Here is a 16,534-nt window from a genome sequence, read left to right on the forward strand (position 1 = left end):
CCTACGCCGGCTTGTGCAGGTAGAGGATGACGCTCTTGCCGATCACCGGGTTGAGCACCTGCTCACCGACCCTGGTCAGCTTGGGCGCACTCATCATGTCCCACACCAGCAGCTTGTGGTACGCCTTGACCAGCGGGTTGTCGTTCTTCTCCACGCCCACAGCGCATTTGAGCCACCAATACGGCGAGTGCAGGGCGTGGGCATGATCGGTGCCGGTCACCTCGAGTCCGGCGCTGCGGAGCTTGTCGGCGAGCTCGGACGCCTTGTAGATGCGGACGTGGCCGCCTTCGTTGGCGTGATACTCGTCGGAGAAGGTCCAGCACACCTTTTCCGGCCAGTAGCGCGGCACGGTGACGGCGGCGACGCCGCCCGGGGCCAGGATGCGCGCCATCTCCGCGATGGCATCGGTGTCATCGGGGATGTGTTCCAGGATCTCCGACATCAGCACGACGTCGAACTCACCGTCGCCGTAGGGCAAGCGCAGCGCGTCGCCCACCTCCGCGCGTGCTTTCGCCGATGCCGGCACCTGACCTTCGGCGATCATGGCGTCGAACATCTCCGCGACGTCGGCCATGTCGCTCTCGGACATGTCGAAGGCGATCACGTCCGCACCACGACGGAACATCTCGAACGAGTGCCTACCCTGGCCTGCGCCGATGTCGATGACCTTGCTTCCTGCACTTACGCCGAGCCGGTCGAAATCAACGGTTAGCAACGCTGCCTCCTGGGGCGAGATCTTCTGACTGTCCGAATTTGGTCGTACCGGCGAACTCATCGATCGCCTCTTGGTAGTTCTGTGCGGTCTTGGCTGCGACGGCTGCCCAGCTGTACCGGGCCTCGACCCGCTCGCGGCCGCCCGCCCCGAGCCGGTCACGCAGCTCCGCGTCGTCCAGCAGACGGCCGAGTGCCGTGGCCAGCGCACCCGAGTCCATGGGCGGCACCAGCAGCGCCGCCTCTTCCGCTTCGCCGACAACTTCAGGGATCGCCCCCGCCCGGGTCGCGACAAGCGGCGTACCGCAACTCATCGCTTCGACCGCGGGCAGCGAGAACCCTTCGTACAGCGACGGCACGCAGGCGACCTCGGCCGACGCCAGCAGATCCGCGAGTTCGTCGTCGTCGAGACCCGAGACGACCCGAACCGAATCCCGGATCGAGAGTTCGTCGATTCGAGTGTCCGACGGGCCGCCGGCGACCAGCTTCGACACCAGCACGAGCTCGACCTGACGCTCGGCGCGCAGCTTGGCGACGGCCTCGAGAAGGTACGAGACGCCCTTGAGCGGTGCATCCGCACTGGCGACGCAGACGATCCGGCCCGGAATCCGCTCCGCAGATGGCCGGAACTGATCGGTGTTGACGCCCAGCGGGATGGTGGTCAGGCGACCCTCGGGGATGCCGAACGCCTTCCGGATGTCGACTTCGCTGCTCTTCGAGACGGTGAGCAACCGCGGGATCTTCCGGGCGACCTTTCCCTGCATGCGCAGGAAACTGTGCCAACGCCGCGCCGTGATCTTGTGCAGACCCTTCGCGGCCTTCACCGCGAGCTCGCGGTCACGGGTGATCGGGTGGTGGATCGTGGCGACCACCGGCAGGCCGTCGCGTTCGATCTGCAGCAACCCGTAACCGAGGCACTGGTTGTCGTGCACCACGTCGAAGTCGGCGGTGCGCTTTTTGAGAAGCTTCGCCGCACGGAGGCTGAAGGTCAGCGGCTCCGGAAAGCCCGCCGTCCACATCGTCAGCACCTCCAGCGCGTCGATCCAGCTCTTGATCTCCCACGGCCACGGCGTCCGGAAGGGGTTCTCGTCGTTGTAGAGATCCAGGCTCGGAACCTTGGTGAGCGTGACGCCGGCAGCGACGGCCGTCTCGTCGAGATCGGGATACGGCTGACCGGAGAACACCTCGACCTGATGACCGAGTAGAGCCAACTCCCGCGACAGGTGACGAACATAAACGCCCTGTCCACCGCAATGAGGCTTACTTCGGTACGACAGCAGAGCTATGCGCATTGTGACCTTTCGTACGGGCCTTGGGTGGCCGTAACCTTATCCGCCCAGCGATGTCCTCGCTGTCCGGCCGAACTCCCTCGCGTCTGCCCGCCGTCGCGGGTCAGCGGTCAGGCCCGCGCAGCGGCTTCCATCGCCTCGATGCTGACCAGTTTGACCCGCCGACGGCCCGCCTCTTTGCCCGCGGTTCGTTCGGCCAGGTCGATCTTCTTCCAACCATCGCCCGCGATGCGGCCGGCGCCGCGTTCGGCGATCAGGTCGGGTACCTGCTCACGCGGCTTGGCCGGTTCGGGGAGTTTGCCTTCGGTGAAGTCCGCGATCACGGCCAATGCCGTCTCTTGGCCGCACAACCTGTTCATCCCGATACCGCCGGTGGCGCCGCGCTTGATCCAGCCCGTCACGTAGACACCCTCGACCCGGTCCCCGTCTTTCGCATCCAGCACCCGGCCACCGTCGTTGGGAACCACACCCTGACCACCGTCGAACGGCAGGCCGTCCAGTGGCAGACCGGTGTAACCGATTGCCCGCATCACCAGACCGGCAGGGAGATCGAATTCCTCGCCGGTGGGCCTGATCGCCACCCGGCCCGACGAGGGCCGCGGGGTGTCGCCAGGATTGTCGGCCGCTTCATCAGGCGCGTCGACGAACTCGTTGCGCACACAGCGGATCGTCTCGACTCCTTCTTCGGACCCTTTGATGGCCAGCGGGGAGACGAGATACCGGAACACCGCCCGCTTGTTGCCGTCGGTCGGGGTGCGCTCGGCGAACTCCTTCGCGATGCGGACCTTCGTCGCGATCGTCGAATCCAGGGTGCCCGAATCCTCCGCCTCCTGGTTTGCCGCATCGAGGACCAGCTCATCGGGATCGATGATGACATCGACCCCTGCGAGGTCGCCCATCGCCAGGAACTCGGAGTTGGTGTAGGCAGCCTGCGCGATACCGCGGCGGCCGAGCAGCACCACCTCCTTGATGTTGCTCGATCGCAGCTTGTCGAGAGCATGGTCGGCGATGTCGGTCTTGCCCAGACGGTCGGGATCGTCGAGCAGGATGCGGGCGACGTCGAGCGCCACGTTGCCGTTGCCGACCACCACCGCACGCTCAGCGGACAGGTCGAAATCGCGATCCGCGTAGTCGGGATGGCCGTTGTACCAGGCGACGAAGTCGGTGGCGGCAATCGATCCCGGCAGGTCCTCACCATCGATGCCGAGGTGTTTGTCGGACGACGCACCGTGGGCGTAGATGACCGCGCCGTAATGGTCCAGCAGCTCGTCGTGATTGATGTGCTTGCCGATCTCTACGTTCAGGAAGTACTCGAACGTCCGCTTGGCAGCGGTGGCAGCGAACGTCTTCTCCACGCCCTTGGTCGATGGATGATCGGGAGCCACACCCGCCCGTACGAGCCCGTACGGCGTCGGGAGCCGGTCGAACATGTCGACCCGGATCGCGGAGTGCTTCACCAACTCCTCGGCGGCATAGAAGGCCGCAGGACCGGCCCCCACGATCGCCACGTGCAGTTCCTTGCCTGCCGGCAGCGGCGGCTTCTTGCGCGGCGGCACCAAACCACCCGAGACGTCGTGGTCGGTGTAGTAATCCGCGTTGATCTGCAGGTAACGCTCCTGCCCCTCGTCGAGTGAATCGTCGGGGAAGATGGCCTCCACCGGACACTCGTCGATGCAGGCACCACAGTCGATGCAGGTGTCCGGATCGATGTACAACATCTCCGCGCTGATGAACTCCGGCTCATCCGGTGTCGGATGAATACAGTTCACCGGGCAGACACTGATGCAACTGGCATCGTTGCAGCAAGGCTGCGTGATCACGTGCGCCATACGGCCTCTACCTCGACTATCCTCGTCGTCCCGGAATTGGAACGTGTTCCAATTTTTACTCGATTTTTCCCCGACGGCCAAGGGCTGAGCCGTTCGGGGTTGTCACTTGTCCAGATTGGTGTCCAGATTAGGCCACCATGTGTAAGACGCCGCCAGACCCTCGATCAACCCCAACCGCAGAGACACTCTTCGACGTCAGTCCCACAACGGTAGTGGCAGACCTCACTCTGCGCGAAGCCACCTATGCTGCCACCGGGTGTTGTAGGAGCGTCCGACCCCGATCCAGTACTCCGGATGAGAGGATCTGCTGATGTCTGACAAGCCGACCACCGACGCTCTGACCCCGATCGATCTGCCCGAACGCCTCGAGCAGGCCCGCTTCTACGAGGCCAATTACCGCGTCCGCACCGGCGACATCGACCAGGAGATGCGACTGCGTCTGGACGGACTGAGCCGTTACCTGCAAGACATCGCGAACGACAACATCGAAGCGACCGAGTTCCACACCAGCGATCCGTACTGGATCGTCCGCCGCACCGTCATCGATGTCATCAGGCCGATCTCCTGGCCCGGCGACGTGACGCTGCAACGCTGGTGCGGTGCACTCTCGACGCGGTGGACGAACATGCGCGTGCGGGTCACCTCGACCCACCAGACCAACCGGTTCAATCCGGAACCACGCGAGGACGGCCTCATCGAAACCGAGGCCTTCTGGATCAACGTCAACGACAAGGGCCTTCCGACCCGTCTGAGCGACAACGCGTTCGACCTCCTCAGCCAGAGCGCGCAGGAGCACCGGCTCAAATGGAAATCGATGAACACCGCCCCCGCACCCGAGACGACGGATTCCGATCGGAACCACGTCCTGCGCGCGACCGATTTCGATCCGTTCAAACACCTCAACAATGCCGCCTACTGGGCAGCGGTCGAGGATGAGCTGCTCGACCATCCCGATCTCGTCGAGGGGCCGCACCGCGCCGTCATCGAGTATCTGCGTGCCATCGCCCCCGAGTCGACGGTGACCATCAAGCGGGAACGGGTCAGCGATCAGCTACGCATGTGGCTGATAGTCGAAGACAAGGTCGCCGCGACGGTCACGATCACCAAGCGTCCCCCCGCCTGACCAACTCGCCGACCGGGCCCTTCCAGTCGCCGAACGTGCCCTTTCGTGCGCCGAGCGTGCCCCTCCAGACATCGAGTGGGCCCGTGCCGGCGGGAAGGGCCCGCTCGACGGACATAAAGGCCCGGTCAACGGCAGTTTCGGCCCGCTCGACGGACATAAAGGCCCGGTCAACGGCAGTTCGGCCCGCTCGACGGCAGTTTCGGCCCGCTCGACGGCGGTATCGGCACGGTCGACGGTCGGATCGGCCCGCTCGACGGTCGGATCGGCCCGCTCGACGGAACCCCGCCTCAGGGCGGTGAGCAAGGCGAACTCGCACCGCCCGGCAGGCGGCCCGCGTCGTCTGGACAGACGAGGAGCGAGCGAAGCGATGCGAGGAGGAAGGAAGACGACGCGATGGCGGCCGCCTGCCCCGCGAGCGTAGCGAGCAGAAAGCACAGCTGGCGAGCCGAACTCGATACTCCTCACAGCAACGGCGCGAGCAGTAACTCAACCCCTACTGGCCGCCGCCCAGCAACAGTTCCATCAGCCTCGTGGGGGCCGCGCAGGGATCGCCGATCGGCGTTGCTGTCCGCGGCTCGACCCACCAGGTGTAGACGCCGCGATCGGGTGATCGCGCAGTCACACCACACGACGCCGGGCGGGCAGGATTGCGCTGGGTGAACGCCGTGACGCTGGCGACCTTGATGTTCTCGGTGGTGTAGCCGAGTTCTTTGGCCGTGCTCTTCTCGACTTCGATGTCGCCCCACTCGAACCAGTTGAAGGTCACGTCGGTGATGGCCGGACCGTTGACCACCCACCGGCAGATCGCCCCGTAGAACCCCGGCTCGGCGATCGTCCCGCCGACGGTCTTCGCGATCACGGCGGGTTGCAACATCTCGCACTCGTACAGGAGGCCGTCGTAGCGGTCGGTGTCGACGTTGCCGTCCGAGGATCCGTCGCCGCCGCCGATCGAGGTGGCGTCACCGTCGACCGCGCGAGTGCACCCACCCAGCAGGGTGAGGACAGCGAGCATCGCGAGCACCGTGCCCGCAACTCTGCGGCGCATCATTTCGCCTTCTCGATCGACTGCGTGGCAAGGGTCTTGGCGGTGGCGCAGATCTCTGCGACGGACGGTGTCGGTACACCTTCCACGGCGAGGCCGTACGACACCGACCATTCGAAGAAGTCGGCGCCGAAGGCGATGCCGATCTCGCAGATGCCCTCGCTCGACCCGATGAAGCCCGCATGGCCGTCGATGGTGACGTCTTCGACGTTGTCGCGGGAGAGCTGGATGGTGGCCCGCTCACGCCCGATCGGGCTGCCGCGGTACCAGTTGAACGAGAGCTGCGGTCCCAGCTGTTCCTGCGCGGTAACCCACTCGCACACAGACGGATTGTTGACCGTATTGGTGAGCCCGGGGATTTTGCTCACCCTGGCGACGTCCTCGACGGTGACTCCCCCGCATTCCCCGAAAAACGGGCCGTCGCCCGCTTTACCTGGAGCCGCCTCCGTGGTCGCGGCAGGCCCCGCATCATCGGAATCGTTGTCCGAGCATCCTGCAAGCGCCAGGACGACGGCGACCAGGACGGCCAGCGATCCGAGCCATCTCTTACCCGCCGAGGTGTTCACACGTTGCAGTGTAGAGAAGCCCGACTGGCACTTTCGGGTGCTTCCCGAAGTGCCAGGTCTCACCGCCCACGAAGCCGATCGGTGTCCCGCCGCTCGCGTTTGGTGGGTCTGCCGGCTCCGCGGTCGCGGAGCGGCAGGGCGGCCAGCACTTCCTTTGGCGGTGGCGGCGGGCTGCGGTCGATGAGACATTCCGCGGCGACTGCAGGCCCCACTCTCTTGGCCACGACGCGGGCGACTTCGACGATGCGGTCACGGCCGCCTACCCGGAGGCGGATCTCGTCGCCGATGGCCACGTGCTGAGCGGGTTTGGCGGGTGTCCCGTTCACCTTCACGTGACCGCCGCGGCATGCAGACGCAGCGGCGGAACGGGTCTTCAGGAGCCGGACAGACCAGATCCAGCTGTCGACTCGTGCAGAGGGTTCAGCCATGTACGCGCGAGGCCACTAACGGCGCAGCAGAGTCCAGGCGGCACCGCCGCCGACGACCAGGCCGACGAGCAGCGCGAGCCAGAAGTTGGTGACGAGCCACAGGACACCGAATACGACAACAGCAGGCGCCAGTGCGAACGCAACCATTCCGGGATGCGCTGCGACCGTCTGTTTCACTGCATCGGTGCGGGCTCTGTTGATTTCTTTGGCCATGATTCCTCCTGGACCGGTGTGACCGGTTCGGGCCACCACCGCCAGTCTACGGAGACGAAGCCGGAGGCGGAGCTCGACCAGATCACCGGAGACGAAGCCGGAGGCGGAGCTCGACCAGTCTACGGAGATGGAGCCGGGATGAGGATGTGGATGTCGTCCAACGGGTAGGGGGGCCTGCCCACGCCGGTGATGCGGACGGTTCCCCAGGGAGTGATGTCCGTCAGCCGCGCAGGCACCGGGTCACCATCGGCGACGGCGACCTCGACCGCGGTCACGCGCTTGTCTTTGAGATCGCGCACCTGGTCCCCGAAAGCGATTCCGGCCCAGTGGAAGTGTCCGTCGAGCGGGTCGAAGTAGCCTTGGACCCGCATGCGCGTGGTGATCACCTCATCGTCGTGCTCGATCGCCACCGGGCCGTCGTAGACGTCGTCATCCCGTGTCGCCGCGCTGGTGTAGTCGAAGTCGCCTGCGTCGAATCGTTTGAGTTCGCGGGCCAGTTTGCGGATGCCGCCGGTGGCGCGGACGTACCCGAGCCAGGACCGTTCGATCGGGTGGCGCACCTGTACCCGACTCGCGCCGGCCAGTGCGAGTTCTTCGATGGCTGCCACGAGGTATCCCGCGACCGCCCGGGGCCACGAGGTGGGCGCGCCGGCGTAGAAGAGGTTGGGGTGCCGGTGTGCGGCCACCCCCAGGTAGTTCTCGGACGGCGGCGGGTCCGACGTCACCAGTACGTGGACGCCCGCCTCGTCCCAGCGGTCCAGAGTGGTGTCGAAGTGTCCGACGGATGTGACGTCCGCGACCTCGATATCCAGCGCCGACTTACGTAATCGGGCCCGAATGGCGTCGATCACCGGGCCGCCACCCACCACACCAACGCGTAGCGAACTCATTCCAGGAATCCCGCCCGCCGCCACTGCCCGCGCGCGAACCGGCTCATGAGTCCGTTGTCTTCGAGGAATTTGCCCAGGCTCGAAAATCCCAGCACCTGCATGCGGTGGAAGTTCGGATTACTGCGGGCAGCCTTGGTGGCCTCGTGCTTGTCCAGGCCCGCCCTGGCATACATGGCCGGGTTGGTGAACAGGTACTTGAATCGAAGTGCGCTCAGACCGTGGACATTTGCTGCGATCATCGATTCCCACCGTCCGCGAATCGGCCGCCTGCGGACAACGCCGTCCCTGGCGAATCCGATGTGCCTGGCCTCCTCGGTGACATGGATCCGCATCAGTCGCGACACCAGTGGCTGGAGCTGGGGATCGTCGAGCATCTCGCGCTGCAGTGCGTCGAAGATCTCCTCCCCGACCAGGGCCGCAACCCACAGCAACGAACCCCGCATGCCGAAGGGTAAGAGCGACATGATGATTCGTTCGGGCAGCGACATGCCATACGGCCGTGCGCCACTGCGTTCGATGGCCCGGCCGAACATCACCATGTGCCTGCATTCATCACCCATCTCCGTGAGCGCGTAGTGACTGCTCGCCGACGCCGGGTCCTCGGTCATGAGTCGTTGCAGCAGAGCCCGGTTGAGAAGATTTTCGAACCAGATCCCGATGGAGAGGATGTTTGCCATCTCCTGCCGGGAGACCTCGATGCGCTGCTCCTCGGTCAGCCCGTTCCACAGATCGGTGCCGTACAGGCTGCACACGCGCGGCGGCAGAAAATACTTGCCCTCTTCGAGAGGCGCGTCCCAATCGAGGTCGACGACGGGCGAATACGATCTCTTGACCGATCCGCCCAGCAACCGGGTTGCGATGGCCTCACGTGCTGGTGCCGACATCTGTTCCCCTTCTGAAGGCTTGTTCTCCTGACGCTAGGCTCCGCTATCTAATGTGTCAATGATCACTGTTCCATCGGATGGTGACGCACCGCTCGCGCCGTGGAGAGCACAGGCGCACCCGACTCCTGATGTTCAATAGGGGGATGTCCAGCGAGTTCAGACCCGACCCGATCGCAGAAGCCCGGAAGAACTGGGAAGACGCCGGCTGGGGCGACGTGGCCGGAGGCATGCAGGCCGTGACGTCGGTGATGCGGGTGCACCAAATATTGCTCGCCCGGGTCGAGGCCGTCCTCAAGCCGTGGGAGCTGAGCTTCTCCCGCTTCGAGTTGTTGCGACTGCTGGCCTTCAGCCGACGCGGTGCGCTACCCATCACCAAGGCCAGCGATCGTCTGCAGGTGCACGTCACGTCGGTGACCCACGCGATCCGCAGGCTGGAGGAAGCCGGCCTGGTCCGCAGGGTCCCGCACCCGACCGACGGGCGGACGACGCTGGTGGAGATCACCGACGCCGGCCGCACCACGGTGGACGAGGCGACCATCGCACTCAACACCGAGGTCTTCGGGGACGTCGGCATGACCGAGTCCCAGTCGAATGCCTTGGTGAAGTCGATCAATGCCGTCCGCAAGCACTCCGGCGACATCTGATCGAACAGGTGGTGCGTGCAGCGCGCTAGATCATCGAACGCATCATGCCTTCGGGCTCGCCGCCGAGTTGGGTGAGCGCAGAGGCGTGGAAGATTGAACCCGGGACGTGGATGGCGTGCGCCAGACCGGCGTGCGCATCGCGAAAGAACCTCTGCATCGGAAACTTCCGATGCAGCGCTCCCCCACCCGACCTCGCGAAGATCTCGTCGACAGCCCGCACCGCGCGCCAGGCGGCGGCGGTTTGGGTACGTCGACCGATGGCGCGCTCGTCGAACGAGATCTCTTTGCCCGCTTCGGTTTTGTCGTAGAACCGGTCGACGGTCTCGAGCAACGCCGCCCGCGACGCTGCGATCTCGGCGGCCGATTCACCGATGGCGTAGAGAACGTACGGGTCTTCTTTGATCTTCTGTCCGGTGATCGCGACCCGATCCTTCTGTGCGGCAATATGACACGCGAGGGCGCCCTCGGCGATACCGATCACCGCCGAGGTGATGCCGAGAGGGAACATGCAACTGAACGGCATCAAATACGTCGACTCGGTGCGGCCCGCTTTGCGCGGCGCGCTGCCGTCCATGACGTCCGCCGAATCCAGTGTGCGGTAGTCAGGGATGAACGCGCCGTCGACGATCACGTCTTTGGAACCGGTACCGCGGAGTCCGACGACGTCCCAGGAATCGTCGACGATCGTGTAGTCGGCCCGGGGCAGGAACACGTGCAGGATGGTCGGCGGCATGATCGGCTTGCCGTGCTGGTCGCCGAGGATCGCACCGAGCACGATCCACCGGCAGTGGTCGGTGCCCGAGGAGAACTGCCAGCGTCCCTTGAGGATGTACCCGCCGTCCACGGGCTTGGCCACGCCCATCGGTGCATACGGAGAAGCCAGCCAGGTGTCCGGGTCGTCGCCCCAGATCTCGTCCTGCAGTTTCGGGTCGGCGAAGGCCAGCTCCCACGGGTGCACGCCGACGATGCCCGAGACCCAGCCGGCGGCGCCGTCCATCGCGGCGACGCCCATCACGGTCTCGGCGAACTCCCGGGGATGCGCTGCCAGCCCGCCGTGCTCGACCGGCTGCAGGAGCCGGATGACGCCCGCTTCGCGGAGTCGCTGCGCCGAGGTGTCCGGCAACCGCATCAGTTCGTCGCCTTCGACGCCGGCAGCACGGATTTCTTCCGCGTGCTCTTCGATACGGTCGAGTACCTCGCCCATTGCGGCTCCTTAGAACGGAAAACTAGAACACGTTCTACCTTACTGGATGACCGTCCATGTCGGAAAGAATTGGAACGCGCGCTACGCGTGCCCGTCGAACAGCGAGGTCACCGACCCGTTCTCGAAGACTTCCCGGATGGTGCGCGCGAGCAGTGGAGCGATGGACAGCACGGTGAGGGTGTCGAAACGCTTGAGGTCGTCGATCGGCAAGGTGTTGGTGACCACGACCTCTTTGGCGCCGCACTCGGCCAGCCGCGCAGTCGCCGGGTCGGACAGGATGCCGTGGGTCGCGGCGATCACCACGTCCCCCGCTCCTGCTTCCTTGAGAACCCGCACCGCACCTGCGATGGTGCCGCCGGTGTCGATCATGTCGTCGATGAGGATGCAGGTCTGCCCATCGACGTCGCCCACGACGCGGTTCGCCTTCACCTGATTCGGCACCAGCGGATCGCGGGTCTTGTGGATGAACGCCAGCGGCCTGCCGCCGAACGAGTCGGCCCACTTCTCAGCCGATCGGACCCGGCCCGAGTCGGGCGAGACCACCGTGATGCGCTGCAGGTCGTACTTCGCTCCGATGTACTCGGTCAGCGTGCGGTCCGCGTGCATGTGGTCGACAGGACCGTCGAAGAAACCCTGGATCTGATCGGTGTGCAGGTCGACGGTGATGAGCCGGTCCGCACCCGCGGTCTTGAGCAGATCGGCGATCAGCCGGGCCGAGATCGGCTCGCGACCCCGGTGCTTCTTGTCCTGGCGGGCGTAGGGGTAGAACGGCAAGACAGCCGTGATGCGTTTGGCGGAGCCCCGTTTGAGGGCGTCGATCATGATCAGCTGTTCCATCAGCCAGGTGTTCAGCGGCTGCGGATGGCTCTGCAGCACGAATGCATCGGAGCCGCGCACCGATTCCTCGAAACGGACGAAGATCTCACCGTTCGCGAAATCCCGGGCCGTCTGCGGGGTCACCTCGATATCCAGTTCCGCGGCCACCTGCCGAGCGAGCTCGGGATGTCCCCGGCCCGAGAACAGCATCAGTTTCTTGTCGTTGCCGGCCCGCGTACTCGTGGTTGCCACCGTGTTAGCCGTCCCTGCTGCCTTGGATGTTCGAGCTCTGGAGTGAAGCTTGCGCCGCAAATCATCCTCTTGATGTGCTGGCGGCGCGAAGCCGGGTGGTCCGCAGCGGACCACCCGGCCTCACATCCGGATAGATCAGACCTTCAGCTCAGGCGTTGTCACCGAAGATCGCCTTGGCCTCGAGGAATTCATCCAGGCCGAACTTGCCGAACTCGCGTCCGTTACCGGACTGCTTGTATCCACCGAACGGGGAGTCGAACGCGATCGGGGCGCCGTTGATGTGGACGTTTCCGGTCCGCAACCGCCGGGCCACCTTGCGGGCCTTTTCGGGATCCGCCGACGACACGTACCCGGACAGTCCGTAGTTCGTGTCGTTCGCGATGCGGACCGCATCTTCTTCGTCCTCGTAGCCGATGAGGACCATTACCGGCCCGAAGATCTCCTCGCGGGCAATGGTCATGTCGTTGGTGACGTCGGCGAACACGGTCGGCTTGACGAAGTACCCCACGTCCACACCGTCCGGACGCCCGACACCACCGGCGGCAACGGCCGCGCCCTCGTCGATCCCGGTCTGGATCAGGCGCTGGATCTTGTTGAACTGTGCCTCGGAGACAACCGGCCCCACGTGGGTTCCCGAATCCTCTGGCGAGCCGACGACGATCTGCTCCGTGGTCTTCTCGGCGATCTCAGCCGCTTCGTTCATCCGCGCTGCCGGCACCAGGATGCGCGAACCGGCATTGCAGGACTGGCCCGAGTTAACCACCATGGCAGCGACGTCGCGAGCCACAGCGTCCGAGAACCCGTCGTCGTCGAGGATGATGTTGGCCGATTTGCCGCCGAGTTCCTGGGCAACCCGCTTGACGGTCGGAGCCGCGTTCTTGGCGACCTCGATGCCTGCGCGGGTCGAACCGGTGAAGGAGACCATGTCGACCTCGGGGTGCGTCGACAACGCCGCGCCGACGGTGGGGCCGTCGCCGTTGACGAGGTTGAACACGCCTGCGGGCACGCCGGCCTCATGCAGGATCTCCGCGAACACGAGCGCGTTCAGCGGCGCGATCTCCGACGGCTTGAGCACCATCGTGCAGCCCGATGCGAGCGCCGGGGCCACCTTCGCGCCGATCTGATTGAGCGGCCAGTTCCAGGGTGTGATGAACGCGCAGACCCCGACGGGCTCGTAAACAACGGTGGTCGAGCCGATGGTCTCTTCGAACTCGAAGTTCTTGAGGGCCTCGAGGGTGTTGAGGAAGTGCCCGAGTCCGGCGGGGGCCTGCGCTGCAGATGCCAGGCCGACCGGTGCGCCCATTTCGGAGCTGACTGCTTCGGCCAGGTCGCCGAGGCGGGTCTGGTACACCTCGATCACCCGTTCCAGCAGCGCAATCCGCTCTTCCCGGGTGGTCGCGGCGAAGCTGTCGAAGGCTTTGCGGGCGGCGGTGACCGCGCGGTCGACATCCTTCTCGTCGCCGAGGGCGATGGTCGCGATACTCGCCTCGGTGGCCGGGTTGATGACGTCGAGGGTGGCGGAAGAAACAGGATCCACCCACTCGCCGTCGATGTAGAACTTCTGGGTGTTCGGTGATGCCATTTTTCTCTCCTCGCGAAGCGTTGCGCTTACTCTTGATGTCTACCAGCGACAGCCCGTCCCGTAGGCCGGACGGCACAATTGGTTCCGGGAATTCGTGCGAAGTACGGTTAACAAATATGGACACCACCCCTGCTGACGCCCGCGTGATCGTGGTGGGCGCCATCAACGTCGACTTCGTGATCGCCACCCCTCGCCTCCCCGGGCCCGGGGAGACCGTGGTCGGCCCCAGGGTGGATCGCCACGGCGGCGGCAAGGGCGCGAACGCCGCCGTCGCCGCCGCCCGGACCGGGACAACCGTGGAGTTGATCGGTGCGGCCGGATCGGACGACACCGGCGACGGGGCGTCGGCCGACTTGCGGGACGAGGGCGTCGACGTGGGGGCCGTGATGCGCACCGACTCCCCGACCGGCGTCGCGCTGATCGTCGTGGATCAGGCCGGTGAGAACCAGATTGCCGTCGGCGCGGGCGCTAACTCCGAGCTGACCGCGGCGCAGGTGCGTGCTTCACTCACCGACCTGAGGCCCGGTGACTGCGTACTGGTCAGTACCGAGATCGCGGGGGCGGCCGTCGTCGCTGCCGTCGAAACCGCTGCTGCGGCCGGTGCGCAGTGTGTGCTGAATCCGGCCCCACCGATACCGGAGATCGCGGACGCCATCCGGTACGGGCCCATCCTCACCCCCAACGCCGGGGAATGCCTCGAGCTGGCGAGCATGGTCGGACAGCACTCCGACACCGTCGAGGAGGCCGCGGCAGCGCTGTCAGAGGCCACCGGCGCCGCAGTTGTCGTGACGCTGGGCGCGGGCGGGGTGCTCGTCGGGATCCCGGGACAGGACTTCGAGACGATACCGGCGCGCACAGCGACGGTCCGCGACACCACCGGGGCGGGCGACACGTTCAACGGGGTCTTCGCGGCGCGACTTGCTGCGGGCGATACGACGAACGCAGCCGCCACGGTTGCGAATGTGGCGGCTGCGTTGTCGGTGTCGTATGTCGGCGCCCGCACAGGGATGCCGACGTGGGATCAGATCAGCGCAGCGTCTCGATGATCGCGCTGAAGTCCTTGCCGCCGTTCTCCTGCGCGAAGTCCGCATAGAGCGTTGCGGCATGCTCGCCGAGCGGGGCCGTGGAACCGGTGGACTCGACAGCCGCCATCGCCAGACCCAGATCCTTGTTCATCAGGGCCGTCGCGAAGCCCGGCTTGAACTCGTTGTTCGCCGGTGACGTCGGAACCGGACCCGGAACCGGGCAGTTCGTGTGCACGGACCAGCAGTTGCCGGTGGCGCCGGTGATCACGTCGAACAGTGCCTGCGCTTTTAGACCCAGCTTCTCGGCGAGTACGAAGGCTTCGCCGATCGCGATCTGCTGGACTGCGAGCACCATGTTGTTGCAGACCTTGGCGGCCTGTCCGCTGCCGGCGTCCCCGCAGTGGATGACCTTGCCCGCCATCGGTTCGAGCACGCCCTGCGCGGCGAGGAACGCCTCATCGGTACCGCCGACCATGAACGCCAGCGTGCCCGCGTCCGCGCCCTTGATCCCGCCCGAGACCGGCGCGTCGATCTGCGCGAAGCCGTGCTCGGCTGCCTGCTGATTGATCGTGCGGGCATCGTCGACCGATATGGTGGAGCTGTCGATCAGCAGGGCACCGGTCTTGGTGCCCGGCAGGATCTCCGCGTAGCAGTCCAGGACGGCCTTGCCGCTGGGCAACATCGTGATCACGACGTCGGCGTCGGCGACAGCTTCGATACCGCCGGCGACCACGTTGACGCCGTTCGCCTCGGCGGCCGCGATCGCCGCCGCCGACAGGTCGTACCCATGCACCGTATGGCCTGCGTTGACGAGATTCTTGGCCATGGGTCCACCCATGTTCCCCAGACCCAGAAACGCGATCGTGCTCATATGTACTGCCCCTTACTCGACTTGTCCGCTTCAGCGCGGCCGATCACTACCCGCATGATCTCGTTGGTGCCCTCCAGTATTCGGTTCACGCGGAGGTCGCGGACGATTTTCTCCAGACCGTACTCCCGCAGATACCCGTACCCACCGTGCAACTGCAGCGCCTGATCGGCCACGTCGTAGCAGGTGTCGGTGACGTAGCGCTTGGCCATCGCACACAGCTCGACCTTGTCGGGGTGGCCGGCGTCGAGCGAACTGGCCGCCTTCCACAGGATCAGCCGCGACGTCTCCAACGAGGTGGCCATGTCCGCCAGCGTGAACCTGATCGTCGGTTCGTCGATCAGTTTGCCGCCGAACGCTTCCCGATCCGACACATAGCTGATGGCCTTGTTGTAGGCCGCCTGCGCGCCTCCCAGCGAACACGCCGCGATGTTGATGCGGCCGCCGTTGAGTCCGTTCATGGCGATACCGAAACCCTTGCCTTCTTCTCCACCGAGGAGATTGGCGGCGGGGACCCGGGCACCTTCCATGATGACCTGCGCGGTGGGCTGGGCATTCCAGCCCATCTTCGCCTCGTTCGCCCCGAACGACAGCCCGGGGGTGTCGGACGGGACGATGAACGTGGAGATGCCGCGCGGACCCTCGGCCCCGGTGCGCGCCATCATCACGTAGACGTCGGAGACGCCGCCACCGGAGATGAACTGCTTCACCCCGTCGAGCACGTAGTCGTCCCCATCGCGAACCGCCTTGGTACGCAACGCCGCGGCGTCGCTTCCCGCGGCCGGCTCGGTCAGGCAGTAGCTGGCGACGGCTTCCATCGACGCCATCTTCGACGCCCACGTGTTCCGCTGCTCTTCGGTCCCGTAGGAGTCGACCATCCACGTACACATGTTGTGGATCGACAGGAACGCGGCGGTCGTGGGATCGGCCTTTGCCAGTTCCTCGAAGATGCGCACTCCGTCGATCCGGCGGAGACCGCTGCCACCCACGTCCTCGCTGGTGTAGATCCCGGCCATGCCGAGCTCTGCGGCCTCCCGTAACTCCTCGACCGGGAAGTGCTTGCGCTCATCCCAGTCGAGTGAGAACGGTTCGATCCGCTTGCGCGCGAACGCTGCCGCGGTGTCGATGATGACCCTGTCATCCTCATCAATCTCGAAAGACATTGAGG

At 65.5% G+C, this 16,534-nt stretch carries 17 protein-coding genes; 3 read left to right on the plus strand and 14 right to left on the minus strand.

The genetic code is table 11. The annotated features are described in order from the left end of the window. Position 1: 1 nt before the first annotated feature. The 3 genes from J3S28_RS11260 to J3S28_RS11270 all read right to left on the minus strand — a co-directional run bounded on the left by J3S28_RS11260 (position 2) and on the right by J3S28_RS11270 (position 3,829). Complete coding sequence (locus J3S28_RS11260) at positions 2-715, minus strand: class I SAM-dependent methyltransferase (protein ID WP_207840518.1); 714 nt, start codon at positions 713-715, stop codon at positions 2-4. Continuing rightward, positions 702-2,003, minus strand: coding sequence for a glycosyltransferase family 4 protein (locus J3S28_RS11265; RefSeq protein WP_207840520.1), 1,302 nt, complete (start codon positions 2,001-2,003; stop codon positions 702-704). The genes J3S28_RS11260 and J3S28_RS11265 overlap by 14 nt, the downstream gene beginning before the upstream one ends. A 107-nt stretch (positions 2,004-2,110) precedes the next feature. Next, a complete protein-coding gene (locus tag J3S28_RS11270) occupies positions 2,111-3,829 on the minus strand; it encodes an FAD-dependent oxidoreductase (protein WP_207840522.1) in 1,719 nt (572 codons plus the stop codon). 310 nt (positions 3,830-4,139) lie between these two features. On the opposite strand from J3S28_RS11270, the gene J3S28_RS11275 reads away from it, so the two are divergent. Beyond that, positions 4,140-4,952, plus strand: a complete 813-nt coding sequence (locus J3S28_RS11275; protein WP_207840524.1) for an acyl-[acyl-carrier-protein] thioesterase — start codon at positions 4,140-4,142, stop codon at positions 4,950-4,952. A gap of 493 nt (positions 4,953-5,445) precedes the next feature. On the opposite strand, the gene J3S28_RS11280 is transcribed toward J3S28_RS11275, so the two are convergent. The 6 genes from J3S28_RS11280 to J3S28_RS11305 all read right to left on the minus strand — a co-directional run bounded on the left by J3S28_RS11280 (position 5,446) and on the right by J3S28_RS11305 (position 8,975). Then, positions 5,446-5,997 (minus strand): DUF3558 domain-containing protein, encoded by a 552-nt coding sequence (locus J3S28_RS11280; protein WP_207840526.1) that lies wholly within the window; start codon positions 5,995-5,997, stop codon positions 5,446-5,448. Then, on the minus strand, positions 5,997-6,560 hold the full coding sequence (locus J3S28_RS11285) for a DUF3558 domain-containing protein (RefSeq protein ID WP_307797038.1): 564 nt from the start codon (positions 6,558-6,560) through the stop codon (positions 5,997-5,999). Before J3S28_RS11285 ends, J3S28_RS11280 begins: the two co-directional genes overlap by 1 nt. Before the next feature lie 59 nt (positions 6,561-6,619). Further along, a complete protein-coding gene (locus J3S28_RS11290; RefSeq protein ID WP_084837442.1) occupies positions 6,620-6,988 on the minus strand; it encodes an RNA-binding S4 domain-containing protein in 369 nt (122 codons plus the stop codon). Positions 6,989-7,003: 15 nt separating this feature from the next. After that, positions 7,004-7,201 (minus strand): hypothetical protein, encoded by a 198-nt coding sequence (locus tag J3S28_RS11295; protein ID WP_084893604.1) that lies wholly within the window; start codon positions 7,199-7,201, stop codon positions 7,004-7,006. Positions 7,202-7,320: 119 nt separating this feature from the next. Next, a complete protein-coding gene (locus J3S28_RS11300; RefSeq protein WP_207840528.1) occupies positions 7,321-8,091 on the minus strand; it encodes a DUF4873 domain-containing protein in 771 nt (256 codons plus the stop codon). Next, a complete protein-coding gene (locus tag J3S28_RS11305) occupies positions 8,088-8,975 on the minus strand; it encodes an AurF N-oxygenase family protein (RefSeq protein WP_207840530.1) in 888 nt (295 codons plus the stop codon). The genes J3S28_RS11300 and J3S28_RS11305 overlap by 4 nt, the downstream gene beginning before the upstream one ends. A gap of 143 nt (positions 8,976-9,118) precedes the next feature. Between J3S28_RS11305 and J3S28_RS11310 the strand changes: the two genes are divergently transcribed. Beyond that, entirely contained in the window at positions 9,119-9,619 is a 501-nt protein-coding gene (locus J3S28_RS11310; protein ID WP_207840532.1) for a MarR family winged helix-turn-helix transcriptional regulator, read from the plus strand. Positions 9,620-9,644: 25 nt separating this feature from the next. On the opposite strand, the gene J3S28_RS11315 is transcribed toward J3S28_RS11310, so the two are convergent. From J3S28_RS11315 to J3S28_RS11325, 3 genes are all read right to left on the minus strand, one after another. After that, the gene (locus tag J3S28_RS11315) at positions 9,645-10,823 is read right to left on the minus strand and encodes an acyl-CoA dehydrogenase family protein (protein ID WP_207840534.1); all 1,179 of its coding nucleotides are present in this window, start codon (positions 10,821-10,823) and stop codon (positions 9,645-9,647) included. A gap of 81 nt (positions 10,824-10,904) precedes the next feature. Then, a complete protein-coding gene (locus J3S28_RS11320; protein ID WP_307797039.1) occupies positions 10,905-11,891 on the minus strand; it encodes a ribose-phosphate diphosphokinase in 987 nt (328 codons plus the stop codon). A 148-nt stretch (positions 11,892-12,039) separates the two neighbouring features. Next, complete coding sequence (locus J3S28_RS11325; protein WP_207840536.1) at positions 12,040-13,473, minus strand: aldehyde dehydrogenase family protein; 1,434 nt, start codon at positions 13,471-13,473, stop codon at positions 12,040-12,042. A 116-nt stretch (positions 13,474-13,589) separates the two neighbouring features. Here J3S28_RS11325 and J3S28_RS11330 point away from each other — a divergent pair, with 116 nt between their 5' ends. Next, the gene (locus J3S28_RS11330) at positions 13,590-14,519 is read left to right on the plus strand and encodes a PfkB family carbohydrate kinase (protein ID WP_207840538.1); all 930 of its coding nucleotides are present in this window, start codon (positions 13,590-13,592) and stop codon (positions 14,517-14,519) included. Here J3S28_RS11330 and mmsB read toward each other — a convergent pair. Next, positions 14,500-15,369, minus strand: coding sequence for a 3-hydroxyisobutyrate dehydrogenase (gene mmsB / locus J3S28_RS11335; protein WP_207840540.1), 870 nt, complete (start codon positions 15,367-15,369; stop codon positions 14,500-14,502). The two genes, J3S28_RS11330 and mmsB, sit on opposite strands and share 20 nt — an antisense overlap. After that, on the minus strand, positions 15,366-16,529 hold the full coding sequence (locus J3S28_RS11340; protein WP_207840542.1) for an acyl-CoA dehydrogenase family protein: 1,164 nt from the start codon (positions 16,527-16,529) through the stop codon (positions 15,366-15,368). The genes mmsB and J3S28_RS11340 overlap by 4 nt, the downstream gene beginning before the upstream one ends. Positions 16,530-16,534: the final 5 nt, after the last annotated feature.

This window comes from Williamsia soli, assembly GCF_017377795.1.
GTDB classification, from domain to species: domain Bacteria; phylum Actinomycetota; class Actinomycetes; order Mycobacteriales; family Mycobacteriaceae; genus Williamsia; species Williamsia soli.

What these genes read in the sequence shown, in the direction of transcription:
- J3S28_RS11265 (WP_207840520.1), bottom strand. Translation starts at nt 2,003, where the DNA reads ATGCGCATAGCTCTGCTGTCGTACCGAAGTAAGCCTCATTGCGGTGGA.
- J3S28_RS11270 (WP_207840522.1), bottom strand. Translation starts at nt 3,829, where the DNA reads ATGGCGCACGTGATCACGCAGCCTTGCTGCAACGATGCCAGTTGCATC.
- J3S28_RS11275 (WP_207840524.1), top strand. Translation starts at nt 4,140, where the DNA reads ATGTCTGACAAGCCGACCACCGACGCTCTGACCCCGATCGATCTGCCC.
- J3S28_RS11280 (WP_207840526.1), bottom strand. Translation starts at nt 5,997, where the DNA reads ATGCGCCGCAGAGTTGCGGGCACGGTGCTCGCGATGCTCGCTGTCCTC.
- J3S28_RS11290 (WP_084837442.1), bottom strand. Translation starts at nt 6,988, where the DNA reads ATGGCTGAACCCTCTGCACGAGTCGACAGCTGGATCTGGTCTGTCCGG.
- J3S28_RS11295 (WP_084893604.1), bottom strand. Translation starts at nt 7,201, where the DNA reads ATGGCCAAAGAAATCAACAGAGCCCGCACCGATGCAGTGAAACAGACG.
- J3S28_RS11300 (WP_207840528.1), bottom strand. Translation starts at nt 8,091, where the DNA reads ATGAGTTCGCTACGCGTTGGTGTGGTGGGTGGCGGCCCGGTGATCGAC.
- J3S28_RS11305 (WP_207840530.1), bottom strand. Translation starts at nt 8,975, where the DNA reads ATGTCGGCACCAGCACGTGAGGCCATCGCAACCCGGTTGCTGGGCGGA.
- J3S28_RS11310 (WP_207840532.1), top strand. Translation starts at nt 9,119, where the DNA reads ATGTCCAGCGAGTTCAGACCCGACCCGATCGCAGAAGCCCGGAAGAAC.
- J3S28_RS11315 (WP_207840534.1), bottom strand. Translation starts at nt 10,823, where the DNA reads ATGGGCGAGGTACTCGACCGTATCGAAGAGCACGCGGAAGAAATCCGT.
- J3S28_RS11325 (WP_207840536.1), bottom strand. Translation starts at nt 13,473, where the DNA reads ATGGCATCACCGAACACCCAGAAGTTCTACATCGACGGCGAGTGGGTG.
- J3S28_RS11330 (WP_207840538.1), top strand. Translation starts at nt 13,590, where the DNA reads ATGGACACCACCCCTGCTGACGCCCGCGTGATCGTGGTGGGCGCCATC.
- mmsB (WP_207840540.1), bottom strand. Translation starts at nt 15,369, where the DNA reads ATGAGCACGATCGCGTTTCTGGGTCTGGGGAACATGGGTGGACCCATG.
- J3S28_RS11340 (WP_207840542.1), bottom strand. Translation starts at nt 16,529, where the DNA reads ATGTCTTTCGAGATTGATGAGGATGACAGGGTCATCATCGACACCGCG.